At 45.6% G+C, this 21,305-nt stretch carries 18 protein-coding genes and 3 pseudogenes; 13 read left to right on the forward strand and 8 right to left on the reverse strand.

Annotation, left to right across the window (positions count from 1 at the left end):
• Positions 1-121: 121 nt before the first annotated feature.
• From ACGCCZ_RS12480 to ACGCCZ_RS12490, 3 genes are all read left to right on the forward strand, one after another.
• Complete coding sequence (locus ACGCCZ_RS12480; protein ID WP_054324302.1) at positions 122-676, forward strand: RNA polymerase sigma factor; 555 nt, start codon at positions 122-124, stop codon at positions 674-676.
• Entirely contained in the window at positions 673-1,377 is a 705-nt protein-coding gene (locus ACGCCZ_RS12485) for a DUF4367 domain-containing protein (RefSeq protein WP_054324303.1), read from the forward strand. Before ACGCCZ_RS12480 ends, ACGCCZ_RS12485 begins: the two co-directional genes overlap by 4 nt.
• A 295-nt stretch (positions 1,378-1,672) precedes the next feature.
• A complete protein-coding gene (locus ACGCCZ_RS12490) occupies positions 1,673-2,518 on the forward strand; it encodes a 4Fe-4S binding protein (RefSeq protein ID WP_054324304.1) in 846 nt (281 codons plus the stop codon).
• Here ACGCCZ_RS12490 and ACGCCZ_RS12495 read toward each other — a convergent pair.
• Together ACGCCZ_RS12495 and ACGCCZ_RS12500 are read right to left on the reverse strand one after the other, a co-directional pair.
• The gene (locus ACGCCZ_RS12495) at positions 2,513-2,941 is read right to left on the reverse strand and encodes a DUF3795 domain-containing protein (RefSeq protein WP_082402224.1); all 429 of its coding nucleotides are present in this window, start codon (positions 2,939-2,941) and stop codon (positions 2,513-2,515) included. The genes ACGCCZ_RS12490 and ACGCCZ_RS12495 overlap by 6 nt on opposite strands.
• A gap of 87 nt (positions 2,942-3,028) precedes the next feature.
• Positions 3,029-3,403, reverse strand: coding sequence for a hypothetical protein (locus ACGCCZ_RS12500; RefSeq protein ID WP_054324305.1), 375 nt, complete (start codon positions 3,401-3,403; stop codon positions 3,029-3,031).
• A 208-nt stretch (positions 3,404-3,611) separates the two neighbouring features.
• Between ACGCCZ_RS12500 and ACGCCZ_RS12505 the strand changes: the two genes are divergently transcribed.
• The 10 genes and pseudogenes from ACGCCZ_RS12505 (at position 3,612) to ACGCCZ_RS12550 (ending at position 15,667) form a co-directional block, all read left to right on the forward strand.
• Positions 3,612-5,036 (forward strand): spore germination protein, encoded by a 1,425-nt coding sequence (locus ACGCCZ_RS12505; protein WP_054324306.1) that lies wholly within the window; start codon positions 3,612-3,614, stop codon positions 5,034-5,036.
• Between the two features lie 596 nt (positions 5,037-5,632).
• Positions 5,633-5,824: a hypothetical protein gene (locus ACGCCZ_RS12510; protein WP_054324307.1), complete on the forward strand. Its 192-nt coding sequence runs from the start codon at positions 5,633-5,635 to the stop codon at positions 5,822-5,824.
• A 609-nt stretch (positions 5,825-6,433) separates the two neighbouring features.
• A complete protein-coding gene (locus tag ACGCCZ_RS12515; RefSeq protein ID WP_411656189.1) occupies positions 6,434-9,133 on the forward strand; it encodes a DUF4118 domain-containing protein in 2,700 nt (899 codons plus the stop codon).
• Positions 9,126-9,825: pseudogene (locus tag ACGCCZ_RS12520) on the forward strand (response regulator). Before ACGCCZ_RS12515 ends, ACGCCZ_RS12520 begins: the two are co-directional and overlap by 8 nt.
• A 274-nt stretch (positions 9,826-10,099) precedes the next feature.
• Complete coding sequence (gene kdpF / locus ACGCCZ_RS12525; protein WP_082402225.1) at positions 10,100-10,177, forward strand: K(+)-transporting ATPase subunit F; 78 nt, start codon at positions 10,100-10,102, stop codon at positions 10,175-10,177.
• Positions 10,178-10,198: 21 nt separating this feature from the next.
• Positions 10,199-11,659 carry a potassium-transporting ATPase subunit KdpA gene (locus ACGCCZ_RS12530; RefSeq protein WP_411656190.1) on the forward strand — a complete coding sequence of 487 codons (1,461 nt, stop codon included), beginning with the start codon at positions 10,199-10,201 and terminating at the stop codon, positions 11,657-11,659.
• A pseudogene (locus tag ACGCCZ_RS12535) lies at positions 11,649-11,966 on the forward strand (potassium-transporting ATPase subunit KdpA). Before ACGCCZ_RS12530 ends, ACGCCZ_RS12535 begins: the two are co-directional and overlap by 11 nt.
• Positions 11,967-11,981: 15 nt before the next feature.
• Positions 11,982-14,037: pseudogene (gene kdpB, locus ACGCCZ_RS12540) on the forward strand (potassium-transporting ATPase subunit KdpB).
• 15 nt (positions 14,038-14,052) lie between these two features.
• Entirely contained in the window at positions 14,053-14,721 is a 669-nt protein-coding gene (kdpC, locus tag ACGCCZ_RS12545; protein ID WP_054324311.1) for a potassium-transporting ATPase subunit KdpC, read from the forward strand.
• Positions 14,722-14,848: 127 nt separating this feature from the next.
• A complete protein-coding gene (locus tag ACGCCZ_RS12550; RefSeq protein WP_411656191.1) occupies positions 14,849-15,667 on the forward strand; it encodes a hypothetical protein in 819 nt (272 codons plus the stop codon).
• Between the two features lie 474 nt (positions 15,668-16,141).
• Here ACGCCZ_RS12550 and ACGCCZ_RS12555 read toward each other — a convergent pair whose 3' ends face one another.
• The 6 genes from ACGCCZ_RS12555 to rlmN form a co-directional block, all read right to left on the reverse strand.
• Positions 16,142-16,528, reverse strand: a complete 387-nt coding sequence (locus ACGCCZ_RS12555; protein WP_143255279.1) for a BclA C-terminal domain-containing protein — start codon at positions 16,526-16,528, stop codon at positions 16,142-16,144.
• Positions 16,529-16,657: 129 nt separating this feature from the next.
• Entirely contained in the window at positions 16,658-18,340 is a 1,683-nt protein-coding gene (locus ACGCCZ_RS12560) for a recombinase family protein (RefSeq protein ID WP_411656194.1), read from the reverse strand.
• 95 nt (positions 18,341-18,435) lie between these two features.
• On the reverse strand, positions 18,436-19,122 hold the full coding sequence (locus tag ACGCCZ_RS12565; RefSeq protein ID WP_205123935.1) for a DUF6870 family protein: 687 nt from the start codon (positions 19,120-19,122) through the stop codon (positions 18,436-18,438).
• 47 nt (positions 19,123-19,169) lie between these two features.
• Complete coding sequence (locus ACGCCZ_RS12570; protein ID WP_002604473.1) at positions 19,170-19,412, reverse strand: helix-turn-helix domain-containing protein; 243 nt, start codon at positions 19,410-19,412, stop codon at positions 19,170-19,172.
• Positions 19,396-19,833, reverse strand: coding sequence for a sigma-70 family RNA polymerase sigma factor (locus ACGCCZ_RS12575; RefSeq protein WP_002604474.1), 438 nt, complete (start codon positions 19,831-19,833; stop codon positions 19,396-19,398). The genes ACGCCZ_RS12570 and ACGCCZ_RS12575 overlap by 17 nt, the downstream gene beginning before the upstream one ends.
• A gap of 473 nt (positions 19,834-20,306) precedes the next feature.
• Positions 20,307-21,290, reverse strand: coding sequence for a 23S rRNA (adenine(2503)-C(2))-methyltransferase RlmN (rlmN, locus tag ACGCCZ_RS12580; RefSeq protein ID WP_002584956.1), 984 nt, complete (start codon positions 21,288-21,290; stop codon positions 20,307-20,309).
• Between the last annotated feature and the right edge of the window lie 15 nt (positions 21,291-21,305).

Raw genomic sequence — 21,305 nt, forward strand, 5'->3', positions numbered from 1 at the left:
GATGCCTTTTTATACTCTTTTTAAGGGCTTTATAGAGGAAGAATGTAGAAATTTGTCTTTTTTCAAGGAGATTATGGTATAATTAGTGCAAGAAAAGAGGAACCAATGGGAGGGGGATTTTATGCTTGCGACGCTGTTGTTGCTAATTGATTCGGAGGAAGACCAACGAAAATTTGAAGAACTGTACCATCAATACAAACAGCTGATGTTTTATGTGGCCAGGGATTATTTTCACAAGGAATCTGCCATAGAAGATGCGGTTCAGGAAGCTTTTATCCGCATTATTAAAAATTTTTCGAAAATAGGAGAAATAAATTGTCCCCAAACGAAACATTTTATCGTTATAGTTATTAGAAGCACTTGTATCGACCTATTACGAACAGGAAAAAGAGAGGGGGCGGCAATTCCTTGGGAAGAGGTTCCCGAGACAGAGGAACCGGAAGATCGCAGACCGGGTGTTCAGTTAGAGGAGAAAGAAGCGTATGAACAGCTCTTGGAGACGCTTCGTTCTTTACCACAGACATATCGAGATGTTATGACTTTGCGGCATATACAGAAATTGTCGCTCGATCAAATTTCCAGCATTACGGGTTTTTCCGTTGATTATGTAAAGAAGATTTTACAAAGAGGAAAGAAAAAACTGGCTAAGGCGCTGGAGGAAAAGGAGGTTATATGACTGGTTTAAGCGACGAGCTTTTAGAACGTGCTTTGATGGACCTTGCACGTGAGGAGCTAGATCATTTGCCATCGGACAAAGAACTACAAAATCAGTACCAGATTTCGAAGCGTTTTGACAGAAAAATTGTTCACCTGATCCGTGATGAACGCCGCGCACCGTGGATGCGTAGTCTTGTGCGTTATGCAAAGCGCGCCGCTGTATTCTTCCTCGCTCTGTTGATTGCTGCGGGAACAACGATTATGACAGTAAGTGCAGCGCGTGAATGGTTCTTTAAGGTTATTTCGCAGATGTTCCCAACACATACGGAACTCCAATATGGACCAACTGAAGAATCGCAAGAGGATGAACCTTTTGTAGCATATGCACCAAGCTATATACCGGAAGGCTATGAATTAAAAGACGGACCGCGTGTGAGGGAACAGACGCGCTTAGTGCAAATTGGATACAAAGGCTCTGGCAGCAGAACGATCCGATACACGCAATCTTTTGACGGGGGATCGAGCATCGATACAGAGGGTTCTCATACAGAAACGGTCGAACTGAATGGCCGTGATGCTCTGTATATTCAGAAAGAAGATACAAAAATGCTATACGGACAAATTGACAACGCTATGTTTTGGTTATATGTCCGCGACCCCGACTTGGCAAAAGACGATGTACTGAAAATCGCAGATAGTATCGCTCCCCTGGAGGAATAGAAATGGAGATCCAGGACTCCTTTTTCTCAGAAAATTCTATCTTTCTTCAGAAAACGTTCACATTCATATCGTATACTACAATCAATCCGGTAAGGGATTTAAAAAGTTTGCAAGTTTCTTTTTTCATAAATTCTTCCTCTATAAAAACCGCCCTGCGCAAAACAGGGCGGTTTTTTCTCATGTATCGTTCTTTCAGAGGAGAGAACCCTGTGGAAAGAATAGTGAGAGAAATCCGAAAGTACTTTGGATTTTTACAGCAAAAGTAGATTTATATGTGTGCAATAGGAAAGAACAGATGGATGCTTTTCAGTTTTACACAGATAAAAAAGAGCCGGTAGGTTTAGGAAAGGAAGTAGAAATGATGGGAAAAATATGGTGTGTATTTTTTAGTCCATCTGGAACCACAGAGAAAGTGATGGAACGGATAGCGACAAACCTAAGTGGAAGTTATGACAGTGGCGTAAAGGTTTGGGACCTTTTGCGAACGCCGGAAGGACGGCCTGGCGTGATGCGGCCGGATGACATATTGGTTATCGGAATTCCAGTCTTTTCAGGGCGGGTTCCTACACCATGTCTTACACAAATCAAATCCTTACAGGGATCGCATACGCCAGCGATTGCAGTTGCCGTTTATGGAAATCGTGACTATGATGACGCGCTGTTGGAATTGCAAGATCTTTTGGAACAACAGGGATTCTGCACAATCGGTGCAGCAGCGTTCGTTGCTCAGCATTCCATCTTTACAAAGGTTGCGGCAGGGCGGCCGGATGCAGCGGACTTTGAAAAAATTGACCAATTTTCAGCACTTTGTGCAGAGCGATTAAAAGCTCGCCAGGATACTTGGAAACCGATACAAATCAAGGGAAATCGACCATATCGAGAGATTCTAAGTGTCCCAATCAAACCTTCGGCGAATACAAGATGTACCGCTTGTGGAGTTTGTGTACGAATCTGTCCAGTACATGCAATCGATAGCGCCAATCCGAGAAAGACCGATCGCTCCCTTTGCATTTCCTGTACAGCGTGTATGACTGCTTGTCCACAAAACGCCAGAAGTTTCCCACATCTTATGTTGTCTGTAGCGAGCAAAGGGTTTGAAAAGAAATGTGCACAGCGTCGAGAACCGGAATGGTTTTTATAACGAAGAAGGTTTGATCGGGAGATGACAGTCGCTACAGACTCCATCATGTAGAGAAAAGCTCCCCCCACATTGAGGACATATCCAGCGCTTTTCCTCCTCTAAGAGAAAGGCTTCCAAGCCGAGACTTGCCGCAGCTCGTCCATTTGCAATCAGACTGATACCATAATGTGTTTGATAAGTTTTATCTTTTGTCTTGAGCCATTTGCATGGAAACGAAGGACAGGAACTGCATATACGCAGCTCTTTCTGCGCGATACATGAGCGTATTCGGCAACTACGACAGTGTGCCGGTTTCTTGTTGTCCGAAACTAGACAGCCCGTGCAAGCTTTTTGAGCCGGTACACCACAGTGCTTATAACAAATAAGGCAGTTCATGCCGCAAGGTGCCAAAAGGCGTGGATCGATTGGATGAGGCATCTGCATAATAAACTCCTTTGCAAAGTGATTCTCCAAAGAATGAAAATGCCCTCGTAGGACCAGCAAGGTCCGCCGAGGGCCATTCGAATGTGTTTATTCTACTTTTGAAATCAGTTGACAGTACACATAAATATTCTGAATCTTTTTTGCTTCATTGCCTTTATCTGTTCGAATGATGGGCTGTGTTTCAGAAGGCGTGGCATAGAGCTTGAATACGATACCTTCCTGCCCAAGATGCATATCCCGAATGCGTTTATAGGCAAAGTCACGCTTCTTGATTCCTAAATAATCAAAGATAATCTCTTCAATATCTAAATTTGAGAAGCATTTTACAATATCTTCCTGCGGATGCAATTCAATGATTGCCTTAGCTTCGTCAAAGGTAACATCGGTACATTTAAACGTACCGTGGTTGACAACCGTCATCATGGTATTGTTATCCAGCAACAAAAGCGGATTGGACGACATATAGCAACACTCCTTTTTCGATTCGTTAAAATCAGTATACGTGTTTTCAAGAATATTGTCAATAAAAGTTGAAAAGATAGCAGTATGAATTATATGGATAATTTATAGTGGAATTTGTGGGGAAAAAATGGCCACATCGTAGGAATGATACATAAATTTTTCCTTTTTCCGCATACTATACCGATCAAAAAATCGGGAGGCGGGATAATTGAAAAAGGAGACTCTTTCCTCTATCTATGAGGAGAATCGGGCCGTTCTGGATGACCGGCTCCGGCTGTCGGAGAGCTTTGACCTGATTGGAAGAGAAATTCGTATAGCAGATAAAAAAGCTGTGCTCTATTTTATCGATGGCTTTGCCAAAGATGATATTCTAGAAAAATTGATGGAATATCTTATGTCCTTGAAACCAGAGGATTTAAAGGATATTCAAACAACACAGGATTTCGCGGATACGTTTATCCCGTATGTAGAGGTTGATTGTGAAGATCAATGCGACAAAATAGCAACAGGGGTACTCTCCGGGACAATTTGCCTTTTGGTACAGGGGTTTGACCGGGCGATGATGATTGACGCTCGAACGTATCCAACGAGAGGGGTGAGCGAACCCGACGACGACCGCGTTTTACGGGGCTCTCGGGATGGTTTTGTAGAGACGTTGGTCCATAATACCGCTTTGATTCGCCGCCGGATCCGAGACCCAGATCTGACAATGGAGATTTTGCAGCTTGGCGCAAAATCAAAAACTGATATTGTTGTTTGCTACATGGCAAGCGCTGTCGAACCGAAAATGCTGGATGTGGTGCGTAAGAAGCTGGAGAAGGTTCGAATCCATGCGTTGACAATGAACCAGGAGAGTTTGGCAGAATGCTTAATCAAGCCGAAATGGTATAATCCATTTCCAAAGGTCCGCTATTCGGAACGTCCCGATGCAGTGGCAGCAAGTGTATTGGAGGGAAGTATTGCAATTCTGGTAGATAATTCTCCCTCGGTAATGATTCTGCCAACCTCGATTTTTGACTTTGTACAGGATACCAACGACTATTATTTTCCGCCATTAATCGGGACGTATTTACGAACGGTACGGATGTTGGTATTCCTATTGACTTTAATTCTGACACCGACGTGGTATTTATTGATGATAAATCCACAGTGGATTCCATCTTGGTTGGAATTTATTCAAATTGAGGAGCCCAATCAGGTGCCGATTCTCGCACAACTGTTGTTGATTGAATTCATTATTGACGGGTTAAAACTGGCGTCACTGAATACCCCCAGTGTGTTGAGCAATTCTTTCAGCGTTGTGGGGGCGCTCATATTGGGAGATTTTGCAGTACAGGCCAAGTGGTTTGTGCCAGAGGTTGTACTCTTTATGGCATTTGTTGCAATTGCAAACTTTACCCAACCGAGCTTTGAACTGGGGTATGCCTTTAAGCTGTTTCGCGTAGTGATTTTGGTATTGACTGCGCTGTTCAACATTTGGGGATATATTGCAGGTTTACTTTTGATGCTGCTCATTTTGATTTGTAGCAAAACGATATCGGGCAGGGGGTATTTATACCCGTTGCTTCCATTTAATGCCCAGGCGTTTTCCCGCTTACTTGTCCGCAGGAGAATCAACAATCGTAATACGTGAATAAAGCAGAAAAAGCGCGGCCGAATGGCCGCGCTTAAAAGAAAGGAGGGCATGAAGTAAAATGGTTTTGAATCCTACTATATAGAAACCTCTGAGAAATTCCAGTCACCTGTCGCGCATATGACGGATTTCAGAAGAGGAATAGCAATTGGTCTGCCGAGTCTATGGGCCGGTATTCCGTCCTTTTCCATAGACTGTAACAGCTTTTTTCAATGTCTATAGTATACGGGTTGATTGTGTACGGCGTTTGAATGAAGTGCGAAACCTACGTTAAGAATCATGGACGAACTGTGAATAAATGGAGAAATATCGCAATTGTTGTTCTGTTTTTTTCCATCGATTGCGAAATAAAGGACAAAAAAGTAGCCGCCCCAGCTGGTTTAGCTGGAACGGCTATGCCCGCAAAGAGAAAGGGCACTCTCATTATAACCGTCTTATGGACCGCTCTGCAATGGTAATTTTTGGGAGATGACAGACAAGCATTATCATGAGAGGCACCCTGTTGGGGTTCTTGCGGTTACGGTGTGTCACCCAAACGAATAACTGTTAAGGCGCTGTCAGTAAAAGTGAAGCCGGCATTCTCAGGAACCATCTGTATGGTTGTTGGAGCATTCGTCACCCGGGATGGTACATTGAAGGAAATCGTGGAGACCTCTCTGGAGGTAGTAAAGGTGTGGCTGGCAATCGCGCCTGCAACCGGCGCGCCTCCTTGGAACAAATGGACTGCAACAGACGCTGGAATGAATCCCCTGCGTTGGCAAGAAACTGTGGAATGGAATGACGCTTGATAGATACCGGGTTGATGGCTCCCACATCTGTAGAACCTGCTGTACGCGTAATGGCATTGCCGGTGACAAGTGGAGTCGCATTGAACGTAAAGGCACTCCCAGCTGTAGTAGTTTGGTTGGTGTTATCGACAGTGGCGAGGACGTCCCGAGTCCCACGCATTCCAGATTCTCCGCGTGGGATTACAAAATCAAATACAGCATTTTCGAGGGTTACAGAGTTGGTTACCGAAACGTTTGTTCTGGAATTGCCGGTAGTTACGGAGCCAATATTAATAGTTGCCGCTGTACCGGTTGGGCCGGTTGCTCCTGTTGCTCTGTATATTTATGCCAAATACGATTTTAGATCCCACTTTCTCATAGAAAGAGACAGACGATTATCGTTAAAATATAAATCTTAATAACCATTTTTAATTATGTAAAAGCTACTCGCATTTTGCGAGTGGCTTTTTTGCAGCAAACAGGGAAATAGCCGTCGTAGAGAGGAGGCCGCTTTTTCCATCTTAATAGAACCTTAATGTCCATACGCCGTTCTTTACGCCATGAAAAGGCGATGTGTGCTATGATAAGATCGTAATATGGAACATTAGGATCTGAAATAAGGTGATGTAAATGGAAGAACAACGCCGGAATCCACAACAGTTTTTACGTACAATTCACGCGCAAGAGGATCGGAAGAAGCGTGGAAGATTGAAAATCTTTTTTGGCTATGCGGCCGGCGTAGGAAAGACCTATGCGATGTTAAAAGAAGCACGCAAGGCAAAAAAAGAGGGAAAGGATGTAGTGGTGGGATATGTAGAGCGCCACATAAGGCCGGATACGCTGGCTTTGTTGGATGGCTTAGAGCAGATCCCATGTAAAGAGATCGTTTATAAGGGCGTTGCTTTAAAAGAATTCGATTTGGATGCCGCTCTGGTGCGGAAGCCTCAGTTGATTTTAGTCGATGAGTTAGCTCATAGTAACGCAGCAGGATGCCGGCATGCCAAGCGTTATCAGGACGTGGAGGAACTTTTGCGGGCGGGGATTGACGTTTATACAACCGTCAATGTTCAGCATTTGGAGTCCCTAAATGACCTGGTTGCTTCTATTACGGGAATTGCTGTGGCAGAGCGTATCCCAGACCGTATTTTTGATTCGGCCGATCAAGTCAAATTGGTGGACATCGAACCAGCCGATTTGATCGTTCGCTTGCAAGCAGGAAAGGTCTATCGGGAAGGGCAGGCGCAGCGCGCACTCAATAATTTTTTTACCGAAGAAAATTTGACAGCGTTGCGCGAAATTGCCCTTCGCCGCACGGCGGATCGTTTGAATCGAACAGCCCAAAAGACGGGCAATGAAGCAGCAGCAAGAGCAGGAGAACATATTTTGATCTGCCTTTCCAGTGCTCCTTCGAATGCAAAGGTGATTCGAACTGCTGCTCGTATGGCGGAGGCATTTCACAGTGGTTTTACCGCATTATTTGTAGAGACTCCAGAAACAAAGGAACTAAAGGGCGACAACTTGAAACGGTTGCGTGACAATCTTCGTCTTGCAGAACAGATGGGAGCGCAAATTGCAACCGTTTACGGAGACGATCCGGCGGTTCAAATAGCAGAATATGCCAAAGTAAGCGGTGTTACCAAAATTGTTTTGGGGCGCACCAGCCGTCCCCGCGCCTTTTTACTTCGTGGAAGCAGCCTGGCCGACAAGCTAACAAATTTGGCAGGTGGCAACATCGATATTTATATTATTCCGGATACCCAGTCGATCTATAAACGAAAATTGTCTTTTCATCGCAGTACGGAACCTTGGTTCAGTTGGAAGGATTTTTTAAAAACCCTGATGGTTGTCGTATTGGCTACAGGAATCAGTTTTGCGTTTTTTGCTGCAGGTTTACGGGATGCCAACATCATTATTATTTACCTATTGGGAGTCCTTATCACTGCGATCTGGACACGCGGGCATTTTTATGGAGCATTGGCCTCTTTGCTGAGTGTGGTTGCGTTCAACTACTTTTTTACAATACCGCGCTTTACCTTACAAGCGACAGACCCGGATTATCCGATCACATTTCTTATTATGCTAATTGCCAGCGTCATTTCCAGCACCTTGGCCACTCGTGTCAAAAAGCAGGCTAGGCAGTCCGCACAAAAAGCGTATTATACCGAACTACTGATGAGTTGTAGCCAAAAGTTGCAGCAGGGGAAGGATGAGCAGGAGATTATCAAATTGGCAGCACAACAGTTAAGTATCCTGTTGGAACGCCCTATTTTATACGCGCTGAACAAAGGGGAAGATGCACTGCAATTTGAAGTGACGCCGATTGAACAAGCAAAGGAGCTTATGACTTCTATGACTGCGGAGGAACGCGCGGTTGCCGATTGGGTAGTTAAGAACAATAAACGTGCTGGCGCGACGACCTCAACCCTGTCGCAAGCGCAAAACCTCTATCTGGCAGTTCGTGGTATTCAAGGCGTCATGGGCGTGGTAGGGATTCCTTCCAAGTATTATCCAACGTTAGAAATGTTTGAAAAGAATCTTATTATCGCCATTTTGAACGAATGTGGGTTAATCTTGGAGCGCAGACGTTTCCGAGAGGAAAAGCAGACCATCGAGATGGAAACACAGCAGGAACGTTTGCGCTCGAATTTACTCCGGGCAATTTCGCATGATCTGCGAACTCCTTTGACCAGCATCAGTGGAAATGCCGGTGTTCTCATGGAAAAAAGCATCGTCCTGGAGGAAGAGAAAAAACAGGAGCTTTACCGCTCCATTTACGACGATTCCATGTGGTTAGTGAATCTTACGGAGAACTTGCTCTCGATCACCCGCATTGAAAATGGTACCATGCATCTGCAAATGAACGCTGAACTTTTGGATGATGTTTTCCGAGAAGCGCTCTCTCACCTCGACCGTCAAGCAAAAGATCATCAGATTTCGGTGGAGCTTCCCGACGATCTGCTTATGGCTAAGATGGATGTACGTCTCATAATACAGGTGATTATCAATATCGTAAACAATGCGATCAAATATACGCCGGTTGGCTCGCACATTGTGCTGCGGGCAGAAAAGCAGGAATCCATGGTGGCCGTTAGCATTTCGGACGATGGGCCGGGTATCTCAGATAAAGCAAAGGTTCATCTGTTTGATATGTTCTACACGGCAAGCCAGGGAAAATCGGACAGCCGGCGTGGCCTGGGATTGGGCCTGAATTTATGCCGTTCAATTGTCACTGCGCATGGGGGAACGATTTCTGTTCGAGACAATATGCCGCATGGCGCAGTGTTTACCTTTACATTACCCTTGGAAGAGGTGGAGATGCACAATGTATAAACCGAAAATTTTGGTGGTTGAGGATGATCCTGCAATCAATAATTTGATACGTACCACATTAGAAACGCAGGAGTACCAGTACCATACTGCACAGAATGGGTCTGGGGCACTGATGGAGGTACTCTCCTACAAACCGGATGTAGTAATTTTAGACTTGGGGCTTCCAGATATGGATGGTGTAGAGCATCATAGAGAAGATTCGCAGTTGGAGCAGTATTCCGATTATTGTGGTGAGTGCACGCACAGAGGATCAGGACAAGGTGGAGGCCCTGGATGCTGGGGCGGATGACTACCTCACAAAGCCATTTAGCATTGACGAATTCCTTGCGCGGCTTCGGGCCGCGCTGCGCCGTAGCCATGCAGAACGGACAAAAACCGAAGAGGAAAATAGTGTGTATATCAATGGAGACCTGAAAATTGATTTTACTGCGGGCTGTGTCTATATGAACGATGCAGAAATTCATTTGACTCCCATTGAATACAAATTGTTGTGCCTGTTGGCGCATAACACTGGCAAGGTGCTTACGCACAATTATATCCTTCAAGAAGTTTGGGGGAATACATTGGCGTCAGATGTTCCGTCTCTGCGGGTGTTCATGGCGACGCTTCGCAAAAAGGTCGAAAAGAACCCTTCGGCTCCGAAATATATTCAGACTCATATCGGCGTCGGGTATCGAATGATCCGGCAATAGTAAAAAAGATCTTCTGTTTCTCCAAACAGAAGATTTTTTATGTACATGTTTTTATTTTCTTAATGGATTCTTAACATCAAATACAAAACGTTAAGAGCATATTCACAGGAAATCTGCTAAAATGAAGTCCGTAAAAGAGATGAAAAAAGGGGGAAATTGAGAATGCTTGATTTAGCAATGTTGGCGATACTAGCTGTTAGCTTTGGACTAGTCGGCCTATTAATCCATTGGTGTCATAAACAGGTAGATACGCTCGAATGAAGGAGGAAGTATTATGATAATACTTGGAGCTATTGTGTTGCTAATGGGTGTCTATCTGGTCTATGCATTGGTACACCCGGAAAAATTCTAAAGCTTACAGGAGGACATCATTATGCTGCAGCTCGCATTGACGATTCTCATTTATTTGATAATCGTCATTCCGGTGGGTATTTATGTTTACCACATTGCGGCCGGAAAACATACATTTGCTGATCCTGTATTTAACCGCATTGACGGTGCAATCTACAAGGTCAGCGGAATCAATCCGCAAAAAGGCATGAATTGGAAAGTCTATGCGATCGCTCTGCTTGGGACGAACGCAGTGATGGTTCTGATTGGGTATATTATCTTACGAATTCAGAGCATTGGCTTTTTCAACCCGAATGGAATCGGGAACATGGAAGAAACCCTTTCGTTCAATACGATCATCAGCTTTATGACGAACACCAACCTCCAACACTATTCGGGTGAGTCGGGGCTTTCCTATCTCTCTCAGATGTTGGTCATCACATTTATGATGTTCGTTTCGGCTGCAACCGGTTATGCTGCTTGTATCGCGTTTATCCGCGGCCTTGCAGGAAAGACCAAGGACAATGTCGGCAATTTCTTTGTAGACCTTGTTCGCATTACTACCCGTGTGTTGCTTCCGTTTTCAATTGTTGGCGGCCTTCTGTTGGTCTGGCAGGGTGTTCCGCAGAACTTCAGCGGCAATGTAGTGGTAGATACCATTGAAGGAGCGAAGCAGGTCATCGCAATGGGACCGGTTGCCGCTCTGGAAATCATTAAACACCTTGGTACAAATGGTGGTGGATTCATCGGTGCAAACTCGACCACCCCAATTGAGAACCCGACGATCATCTCCAACTTGATCGAACTTTACTCCATGATGTTGTTGCCGGGCGCATGCGTTATCACCTTTGGCAAGATGGTCAGAGACCGCAAGCGTGTGCTGGCACAGGAAAATGGAGAGGCTTTGGAAGCTCAAAAAGGAAAGTCCCGCAAGAGCTTTACCGTATGGATGTATGGCCGCGAAGGAAGAACCATCTTTGCTGCGATGGGCATTATCTTCCTGATTGGTTTGAGTGTTTGCTTCTGGGCAGAAACACAGGGAAACCCGGCGCTTGCGGATGTCGGCTTAAGCCAGTCCATGGGTAGCATGGAAGGTAAGGAAGTTCGGTTTGGTATTGCACAATCTGCAATGTTTACGACAACAACGACTTCCTTTACAACTGGTACAGTCAACAACATGCATGATACCTTGACTCCATTGGGTGGTATGATCCCTCTACTCCACATGATGTTGAACGTCGTGTTTGGCGGCAAAGGCGTCGGCCTGATGAATATGATTATGTACGCCATCCTCGCTGTGTTTATCTGCGGCTTGATGATTGGACGTACACCAGAATACCTCGGTAAAAAGATCGAAGGGCGTGAGATGAAACTCACAGCACTGTGCATCATCATCCACCCGTTCCTAATCCTCATGTTCTCTGCAATTGCCGTTGGAACACCTGCCGGCTTGGAGGGGCTTACCAATCCTGAGCTTCCACGGTTTGTCTCAGGTGCTGTATGAATACGCATCCTCTGCGGCGAACAATGGTTCCGGTTTTGAAGGCTTGGCAGATAACACTGCATTCTGGAATATCACCGCTGGACTTGCCATGTTCTTTGGCCGTTATCTGTCCATTGTGATTCAGTTGGCGATTGCCGGTTCTCTGATGAAGAAGCGTTTTGTCAATGAATGAGTCGGTACATTACACACCGATACTCTTTCGTTTGCTGTGATCCTTGTTGCGGTGGTTTACATTTTCGCTGCATTGACCTTCTTCCCGGTACTGGCTCTCAGCCCATTGCAGGAACATCTCACCCTCTGGGCGTAAGGAGGAACTACTGAAATGAGTAAAAAACATAATCAAAAGCTGATTACACCCGAAATTGTGCGTCAGGCTGTGATTGGTTCCTTTGTAAAACTGAATCCGCGCTATATGATGAAGAATCCTGTGATGTTCGTCGTAGAAGTCGGCTTCTTTATTACATTGATCCTTTCCATTTTTCCGAGCCTGTTTGGCGATCAGGCGGCAAGTAATCTGCGTACTTATAATATCATTGTTTCAATCATTCTCTTCATCACGGTTCTGTTTGCAAACTTTGCAGAGTCTGTGGCGGAAGGCCGTGGTAAGGCGCAGGCAGCTAGCTTGAAGAAAACCCAGAAAGAAACACAGGCTCGCCTGTTAAAAGAGGACGGTTCGGAACAGATCGTTCTTTCCAATGAACTGAAAAAGGGCGATATCGTTATGGTCTCCGCAGGAGAAATTATCCCCGGCGATGGCGAGGTCATCGAGGGAATTGCTTCTGTAGATGAGTCTGCAATTACTGGCGAATCCGCTCCTGTGGTACGTGAATCCGGCGGCGACTTCTGCTCGGTTACAGGTGGTACGACCATTGTTTCAGACTGGCTGAAAATCCGCATCACTTCGGAACCAGGCAACAGCTTCCTGGATCGTATGATTGCACTTGTAGAAGGCGCTTCTCGTAAGAAAACGCCGAACGAGATTGCATTGAATACCTTGTTGGTTTCCCTGACCATTATTTTCATGATCGTAATTGTCACGTTGTATCCGATCGGCATCTACTCCGGGGTACAGTTGCAGACCTCTACACTGATTGCCTGGCTGTTTGCTTGATTCCGACCACCATCGGCGGTCTGCTGTCCGCCATTGGCATCGCTGGTATGGACCGTGTGACTCGTTTCAACGTCATCGCTATGTCCGGTAAGGCAGTTGAAGCCTGCGGCGACGTAGACACGATGATTCTGGATAAGACTGGTACGATCACCTACTGGCAACCGTCTGGCTGCTGACTTCTTCCCGGTGGGCGGCGCCAACCGCAGCGATCTGGTTCGTTGTGCAGCTTTGACCAGCTTGCATGACACAACGCCGGAAGGAAAATCGACTCTGAACTTGCCCGCCGGATGGGGGACAACAGTACAGAGACAGAGGGCTCCGATTTCATCGAATTTACGGCACAGACCCGTATGAGCGGTGTGGATCTTCCGAATGGAACAAGAATCCGCAAAGGTGCGGCAGAAGCGATTGAAGAGTATGTAAAAGCCCAAGGAGGGCAAGATCCCAGGCAGATCTTCATGAGCAGGTCGACAAGATTTCCAGTTTGGGCGGTACGCCTTTGACGGTGTGTGAAAATGATCGTATCCTGGGCGTGATCTACCTCAAGGATACTGTAAAGCCCGGTATGGTAGAGCGTTTTGAACGCCTGCGTGCCATTGGTATTAAGACCATTATGTGTACGGGCGATAACCCATTGACAGCAGCCACCATTGCAAAAGAGGCTGGCGTAGATGGTTTTATTGCAGAGTGCAAGCCAGAAGATAAGATCGATGTGATTAAGAAGGAACAGGCAGAGGGCAAGATTGTGGCTATGACCGGTGACGGTACGAACGATGCCCCGGCTCTGGCACAGGCAAATGTGGGCCTGGCAATGAACAGTGGTACAACTGCTGCAAAGGAAGCGGCAAACATGGTCGATTTGGACTCTGACCCGACGAAGATCCTCGAGGTTGTCGAAATTGGCAAGCAGCTCTTGATTACCCGCGGTAGCCTGACGACCTTCTCTATTGCAAACGACATTGCAAAATATTTTGCAATTATCCCGGCAATGTTCATGCTTGCCATCCCGCAAATGAATGTCCTGAATATCATGGATCTGGCAACACCCTACAGTGCAATTTTGTCGGCTTTGATTTTTAACGCAATCATTATTCCTTGCCTCATTCCTCTTGCCATGAAGGGTGTCAAATACCGCCCGATGTCATCTGGAAAGCTGTTGGCAAGAAATATGATGATCTACGGCGTAGGCGGTGTGATTACTCCGTTCATTGGCATCAAGATTATCGATATGCTCATCCATCCGCTGCTTACCCTCATTGGACTGTAAGGAGGACGTTACGATATGAAAGACTCTGTAAAAGATTTTCTACACGGTACCAAGCAGGCTGTTCTTGTGACGATCGTCCTGTTACTGCTTTGCGGATTTTTGTTCCCGGTGGTTCTGTCCGGTCTTTCTTCGGTATTCTTCCCACATCAGGCGGGCGGTAGCATGATCACAGTCAATGGTCAGGCAGTTGGCGCTGAAAATGTTGGGCAAGAGTTTACCCAGGATTATTATTTGTGGAGCCGTCCTTCGGCATATCACTACAATGTGTATGTAGAGGACGAAGATGGGAATCAATACTATAATGATGGAACAGAGTTCCCCGGAATTGGTTCTGGTTCAAACAACTATGCTCCTTCCAATCCGGCTTTGGCAGAAAGAGTGGAGGCAGACATCGCAACATTCTTGGAAAAGAATCCGGATGTGAAGCGCGAAGACATTCCGACCGATCTTCTAACGGCTTCTGGTTCTGGCTTGGACCCGCATATCTCGCCGGAATCAGCCGAAATTCAGATTCCGAGAATTGTTGAAGCCTCCGGCTTAAGTGAAGAGCAGATTCGTGAAATCATCGCAAACCACACAAGTGGAAAGGTATTGGGCATCTTTGGAGAGAACACCGTGAATGTTTTGAAGGTGAATCTCGACATTGCCCAGGCCATGGGACTTTTGACTGTGGATGCGGAATAATTGAGACGGTTGAGGTGATTGATCTTGCTGCACCCATATCAAGAGGCATCCCGTATACAAATATCGCTTCCAAGAGTTCCCCAAGGAAATACACCGGGGTCAGGAACTTCTCTCCTTGTTCAGCAGTGTGAATAGTTGGCTGGGAGAGGTTCCTGTGGTCCACGGTTCCCTGCAAGGAAAAACCATCTATGTGCTTTATCAAAACGTTGTATTTTACATCGAGGATTTTTGGGAGTCATTTGGTTTGAATATGGCCGCAATTCATCGAGCTTGGCCAGTCTGTGTCTTTGGAACGGCTAAAAATCAGGAAACGGTTCGGCTATCGACCGAAGTGGAGGATGGTTCTGTTCAATTTATACAACAGAGTATTTCGGGAAGAAGTACAGATAGCCTAGTGACACTTTGTTTCCAAATTGAGTGCCCAGAGGAAGAGACAACAAAAAGTTTGTGCCATCTTTTGACAGCGATGAATTGGCATACGGATATTGCAGCAATGGCTTGGACGGATGTCGACTTCCTGAGAGCCCAAGATCTGATTTTAGATCCAAATGCTCGAGGACTATTCTGTTATGTAGGAGCAGACCCGGATGCCACCCACAGCGATTGCCTGTTATCTCTGAGCTTTGCCCAGAGAATCGCTGTGTGGAATGCTTTTCTGCGGGATGGATTTGAGCCGATTGAGTTCGATTGGCTCGCGGATGAAATCTCCGAGAACTCTATTAGCGATCGTATGGAATGGGAGTTGGCTCTTCGTGAGGCCATGGAGCAATTGCATTTTCGGGTTGTCAATCAGGAAAAGTCCTTTGAGCTGTTTGATGGAGCGGGGCGCAGGCTTTATTTTGGAGCCGATTGCCGCCGAGCTGCAGAACGTGCATTGATCAGAGATCCTATTTCCTCTCAATTACCAGTAAAATTTGATTTCTTCCTATTTCACGCTTTGCCTTGAAATAGATCGATCGAAAGCCTAGCATCTGCTAGGCTTTTTGTTTTTTTAGATACTGTTGAAAAGTGCAAGGAGGTGTTGCAACTGCTCTTTTGGCGTTTCTCTGTCATTTGCCAAGACAACATAACACACAAATTGAAAGGGTACTAGATGCTTACAATTGCTTATCGTGAGTTCGGAAAATTCCATAAGAATTATTATAACGATCAATTCAAAGTTTGATGGGACTTTGACGTTTCAAAGAACCTGGTTCAGTTTGGCTCTTTTTGAAAGGGATATGTAGGAAATCTGGCAACAATCATTCCAGGACAAACGCCGCCCAAGTAGAGGACAAGGACGGCGTCTTCCATTCAGAAACGAAAAAGAAAAAATCTTTTCGGTTCCTCAGTTACCTTTATATTTTATTGGAATTTGAAACTATCATAAAAAGCGAAGCGAATGATTTCTCACTTGCGACCGTTGCTTTTGTTTTCCATACTATGACAATTGGACAACGACAAGGCTTGCACCCGTACCGCCCTGTAAAACAGCTGCACCCAAAAGTCCGAATAATTGTAGCTGTAAGGTATCCCCTGCATTCAGGTTTGCAACCTGTGAGTTTGCAAAGCCGCTTACAGCAACTGCTGGTGCAACAGTACTTCCCGGCAGGGCTGTACCATTACGCAGAATCCGTGAAGAGAGCAATAGGGAGGCTGTGGTTTTAACTGAATAGGATATAAGGTAGTTTCCTGTTGCGGGTACGGTAAAGGTAGTATTTGCGGCATTGGCAGTAAAGGTATTTAAAACCTGTTCGTTGGGAAGGGGAACCGGTGTACCAGCCAGTACAACGGCAATGGTGGATCCAGTCGTATTAAGGGTGCTCATGTTATTAGCTGTGACAGTTGTTCCGGTAGGTCCGGTCGCACCCGTGGCACCTGTGGCGCCGGAAGGTCCAGTAGAGCCGTGTATTTATGCACAACATTAGATTTTCCTTTGTGTTGAGTAGGCAAGCCGTTAGATTGCCTTGTTCTCAATCACTCGGATAACGTTGTGGTTATTCTCAATGTAATCAATAATTCGCTGGTACTCGTCGGCAAAATTGAAGTCAACCGTTATTTCCCCGTTCTCATGCACCCAAACCGCTTTTACGAGTTCAACCATAATCCCGCGGTTAAGGCTCTGAATGTTTTTGTATTTCAGAAAGGCGGTTAGATACGGGTCGTCGGTTCCGATACCATCAGCCATTACCTGCATTTCCTCTTTCAGATAGGAGATGTTCGCTTCAAGCTGTTGTATCTGTTCTGCAATCTTGCCTTTCAAGCGGCGATATTCCTCTTTGGTAATCTCACCGCTTTTCCAATCAAGGTACAAGCTGTCGGAAGCGTCATTGTACTGTTTTAGCTGCTTTTCTGCCTGTTTCAAGGAATGGGATAATCTCTTGCTTTCCCGGTTGATAACAGGCGCGTTGTTAATCCGTTCAATTTCTTCTGCAAGCCGATCTACAAGGGCAATTTGCATTTGCAACGCTGCCAATACCGCGTTTTCCAACTTGTCTTGCCGGATAGAATGTTTGCTGCAAATCTTCTTATCGGTGTAGCTACGGCAAGAGTAGTAGGCAATATCACGGGCGGTTTTGCGCCGCATGGCCTTTTTGCAATCCGCGCAACGGACAAAGCCGGACATGAGATAGACTTCCTGTTTGCCGGGGGCTGTCCTTGTGTCGCGCTTATGTAGGGCTTGCGCTTTCTCGAATGTTTCCCTGTCAATAATCGCTTCGTGTGTGTTGGGGACGACAAACCATTCTTCTTCGGGGACGTTGATCTGCTTGTGTACTTTGTAGCTTATTACGCGGTTACGGCCTTGCACCATTACGCCCGTATAAACTTCATTTTGCAATATCCTTGCAATCGTGCTGGCAGACCACAAACCATCGTTTTTGTCGGAATTAGGGTTGTTATACTTAAAGCCTTTTTTCTTCTTATAGGCTTCGGGGTTCGGCTCTCCCATTTGGTTAAGCCGCTTTGCAATCCCCATTCTACTGTACCCCTCATTGACAAACCAATGGTAAATGCTTTTGACAACTTCCGCTGCTTCTTCATCTACAATCAAGCTGTTTTTGTCGTTTGGGTCTTTCTTGTAGCCATAAGGGGCAAACGCGCCTATGAACTCGCCGCGCTCCCGTTTCATCTTGAATGTTTTGCGGATTTCTTCGGAAGTGGTCGCGGCAAACTGCTCATTGAACATTCCCCTAATAGGTACTTCAAGACCGCTTGCAGAATGGGGGTTAGCGTAAGTGTCAATAAATGGCGTGCCTGTGCAAATAAACCTTGCGCCGTGAATGGGTATGAACTCCTCCAAAAACTTTTGTTGATCGGCAAGGTTGCGGAAACCGCGTGCAAGGGATTTGATAATCATGCAGTTTACTTCTTTGCGGACAATGCAGCCCTCAAGCCGTTTGAAGTTTGGTCGCGCTGTGTCGGTGCCTGTCAATCCGTCGTCGGCAAACACGTCTACAATCACATAGGTTCCCGGCTCAAAATAGCTGTCTACAAAGTCGCGGAGTATCTTTTCTTGGTTGATAACACTCTCGCTTTCGTCCTCGTTGTCGTCCTCTCTGGATAGTCGAATGTATAGCCCAATTTTCCAAAACGGCTCTGCATAACTGCGTGCCATTTTGTCTTTGCGTATGCGGGGCATTATACCTCCTTTCCCCCTATAATTACGAGTTAATTATACCATTTTCGCCCCGTAATCACAAGGTCTTTACCCGTAGAGTTAGGGAAAGTCGGCGGTTATTTCAGACTTAAAAAGTAATCACACAATGATTGCTTTAGCGTTCTATCCTCTGCGACAAACCGTATTCTTACGGGTGTATCACCACAAAGAAAACAGTATGGATTTACAATCTGCTCAAAGTAGCTTTGCATTTTCTTTGCTGCTGGCAAAGAACTGTCAATATGGATATTACGAATATCAACCAAAGTGCTGCGGTCAACCTGTGTAATATCAACATTTCTCATTTGTTGAAGTTGTAACTTGGTAATCATCTTCTTTCCCTCCCGGTTAGCGGCATAGTACAGAATATGCGCTCCGGCTTGTACGATATGAGAAATAAGGCTGAAACGGGCGGTTGTTAGCTGCAACCTCACGGGAGTTTCACCCCGGCCCATGCTTATGGGTGCGCCGCGCAATACTTTGAGGGTGTTCAACGCGGGAGTATCATTGTGCCGCCTTGTATGTCGTCGCCCACAAGCTGCTAAACCTGTTTTACGGCGCGGTAGTTGTCGCTCGACTTTTCCCCGTAGGGGAAAAGCTGTCATGGCGTACCCGCCGACTGGCTCGATACAGACGGAATGTACCCGTTGCCTGTTATGCTGCGCACCAAAGGTCGCTTTCTTTGTCAAGTTACAATAGGCTTTGTCGGCCTGCAAAAGCACATCAACAGCGGATATGCTTTTGCGGAACGACAAATAGCCCATAACGGGAATCGTGGAAAGGGGACACGCTCCCCGCATGGGCTAAAAGATTATCCTACATGAAAAGCAAGGGTGCGGGTAATAAGGCGCACTTGCAGCCTGTTACGCATTTCCTCGTCCACATAGGAATAGGTATTGCCCGCGTCGTCTTTCAGCGTGCGGGTACAAAGTTTCGCTATGTAACCCTCGTAATGCTTCAAGATCGCGCACATGGCGGTTGTGTCGCCGTTTGCCGCTGCGGAAATGACAGGGAACGGCAACAGATTTTCAGATTTCCTAACGGTATTCATCATCTGCTTTTCCCTCCAAATACTGTTTGATTTTCGCAAGCGCGGATTTCCTGTGCCGGAAAACCGTCGTGCGTACAACATTCAGCAGTTCGCCAATTTCCGCGTCGCTCATATCCAAGAAGTAGGACAAAAGGATAATGTCGCGTTTCCTTTCGGGCAAAGCGTTAAGGGCTTCGGCAAGCAGTTCATTTTTGACGAGTACATCAAAGCCGGACACTTGAAAACGGAAATAATCGCTTTCGTATTCGTCCGTTGTGAAAAGCTGCGCGAGTTCGCTTTCGCTCAAATCCGAAAAAGTAACTTCGCGTGCTGCGCGTTTCGCAAGAGTGCGGCGGTGGCTTTTCGCTTCGCCGACCAAAGTTTTCTTTGCTAATGCGTCGTACTGATGTTGTATTCTTTCCTTGTCGGAAGAAGATAGCTCCATAGAGTTCACCTCCTTCCCGCGTGGAGTAGAGGACGGGAGTTAAGGGCTTGTCCTCTCTGCCCCTTTCGCTCCGTACCCGTTCGGGAGATGGCTCTTGAGTGCGCTTTTCAGAAAAAAGTTGAAAAAAGCAAAATGCGCCCGTCCGCAAGACGCGGACGGGCGCAAAGGAAATGTAAGCAGTAGCTAAATGTATTGACAGTTCACATTCATAGCCGGAATATCCCGCTTGCGGAGCATAGCTTTTTTTGACCGCAAAGCATTAGGCGGGTTACAGTAAATAAAAATGGACACGGCGATACCTCCCCGATACCGCCGTATCCTTAAAAAAGGGCGACTTTAATACACTACCCGCAATCCATTCTATAATAGGGAACAGCGGCTTTTGCGCAATATTAAATAAAAAAGCCGATAACACATAGGTTTTTTGACCTAATGCGTTATCGGCTCTGCGTCTATGCGTCTGGCACTTTTAATCATTTTTTTTTGAATTTATTATATGTGTTAGCTAACTGTCCACAAGCCGCGTTAATCTCTCTGCCATGAGAAACTCTCATAGTAACTTCAAGTCCTGCTTGCTCTAATTGATGTTTGAATGCAACTATTTCCCGTTTCTGTGGTGCTTTAATTCTTGAATTGCTTGTTGGGTTGTATTGTAACACGTTAATCATAACTTTTTTGCCCCGAAACCATTTTGCAAGTTGTCTTACATCTGAGGGCCGGTCATTTATACCCGGTAAAAGCAAATACGCAAAGACAATTTTGCGATTATGCCTTTCAGAATAGGATAAGGCTTGCTTAACAACATCTTCAATAGCATATATGCGCATGTGAGGAATAATACGATTTCTTGCAGATTGTGTTGCTGCGTGTAAAGATATTGTCAACTGAATTTTAAGATGTTCCTCGCGCAATTTTTTTAATTGATCGACCGGACCAACTGTTGATATGGTAATGCCGTCGGTTGGAAAGTTGAGCCCATATCTATCTCGGAGAATATGGATTGCTTTTATCAAGTTGTCATAATTGAATAAAGGCTCTCCCATACCCATAAAAACGATACGGTTTACTTTTCGACGCAACAATATAATCTGTTGTACGATTTCTGACGATGTTAGATTACGAACAAAGCCATTTCGCCCGGACTCACAAAAAATACAACCAACAGGACAACCGACTTGTGTGCTCACGCAAACAGTTCCACCATCTCGCCGCTTGATAAAAACCGTTTCAATGTATTTGTTGTCTTTCAGTTCGTAAACATACTTTTCAGTATCACTGCTTTTGCAAATATTTTTTACCAACATTGATAGATTTTTTTTGCGTGGTAATTGCTTATATAATTCTTCATATAAGGCTTTTGCTTCATTCTCGCCAATAACTTCCGACATTTCTTTGTAAGTAAATCCGTATGGATCATTCCGTACTTCCGCAGGCGTATATTTAGGTAAACGTTTCATTTTTATATCCTTTCT

Origin of the sequence: Anaeromassilibacillus sp. SJQ-1 (genome assembly GCF_046693725.1) — a bacterium.
Lineage (GTDB): Bacteria > Bacillota > Clostridia > Oscillospirales > Acutalibacteraceae > Anaeromassilibacillus.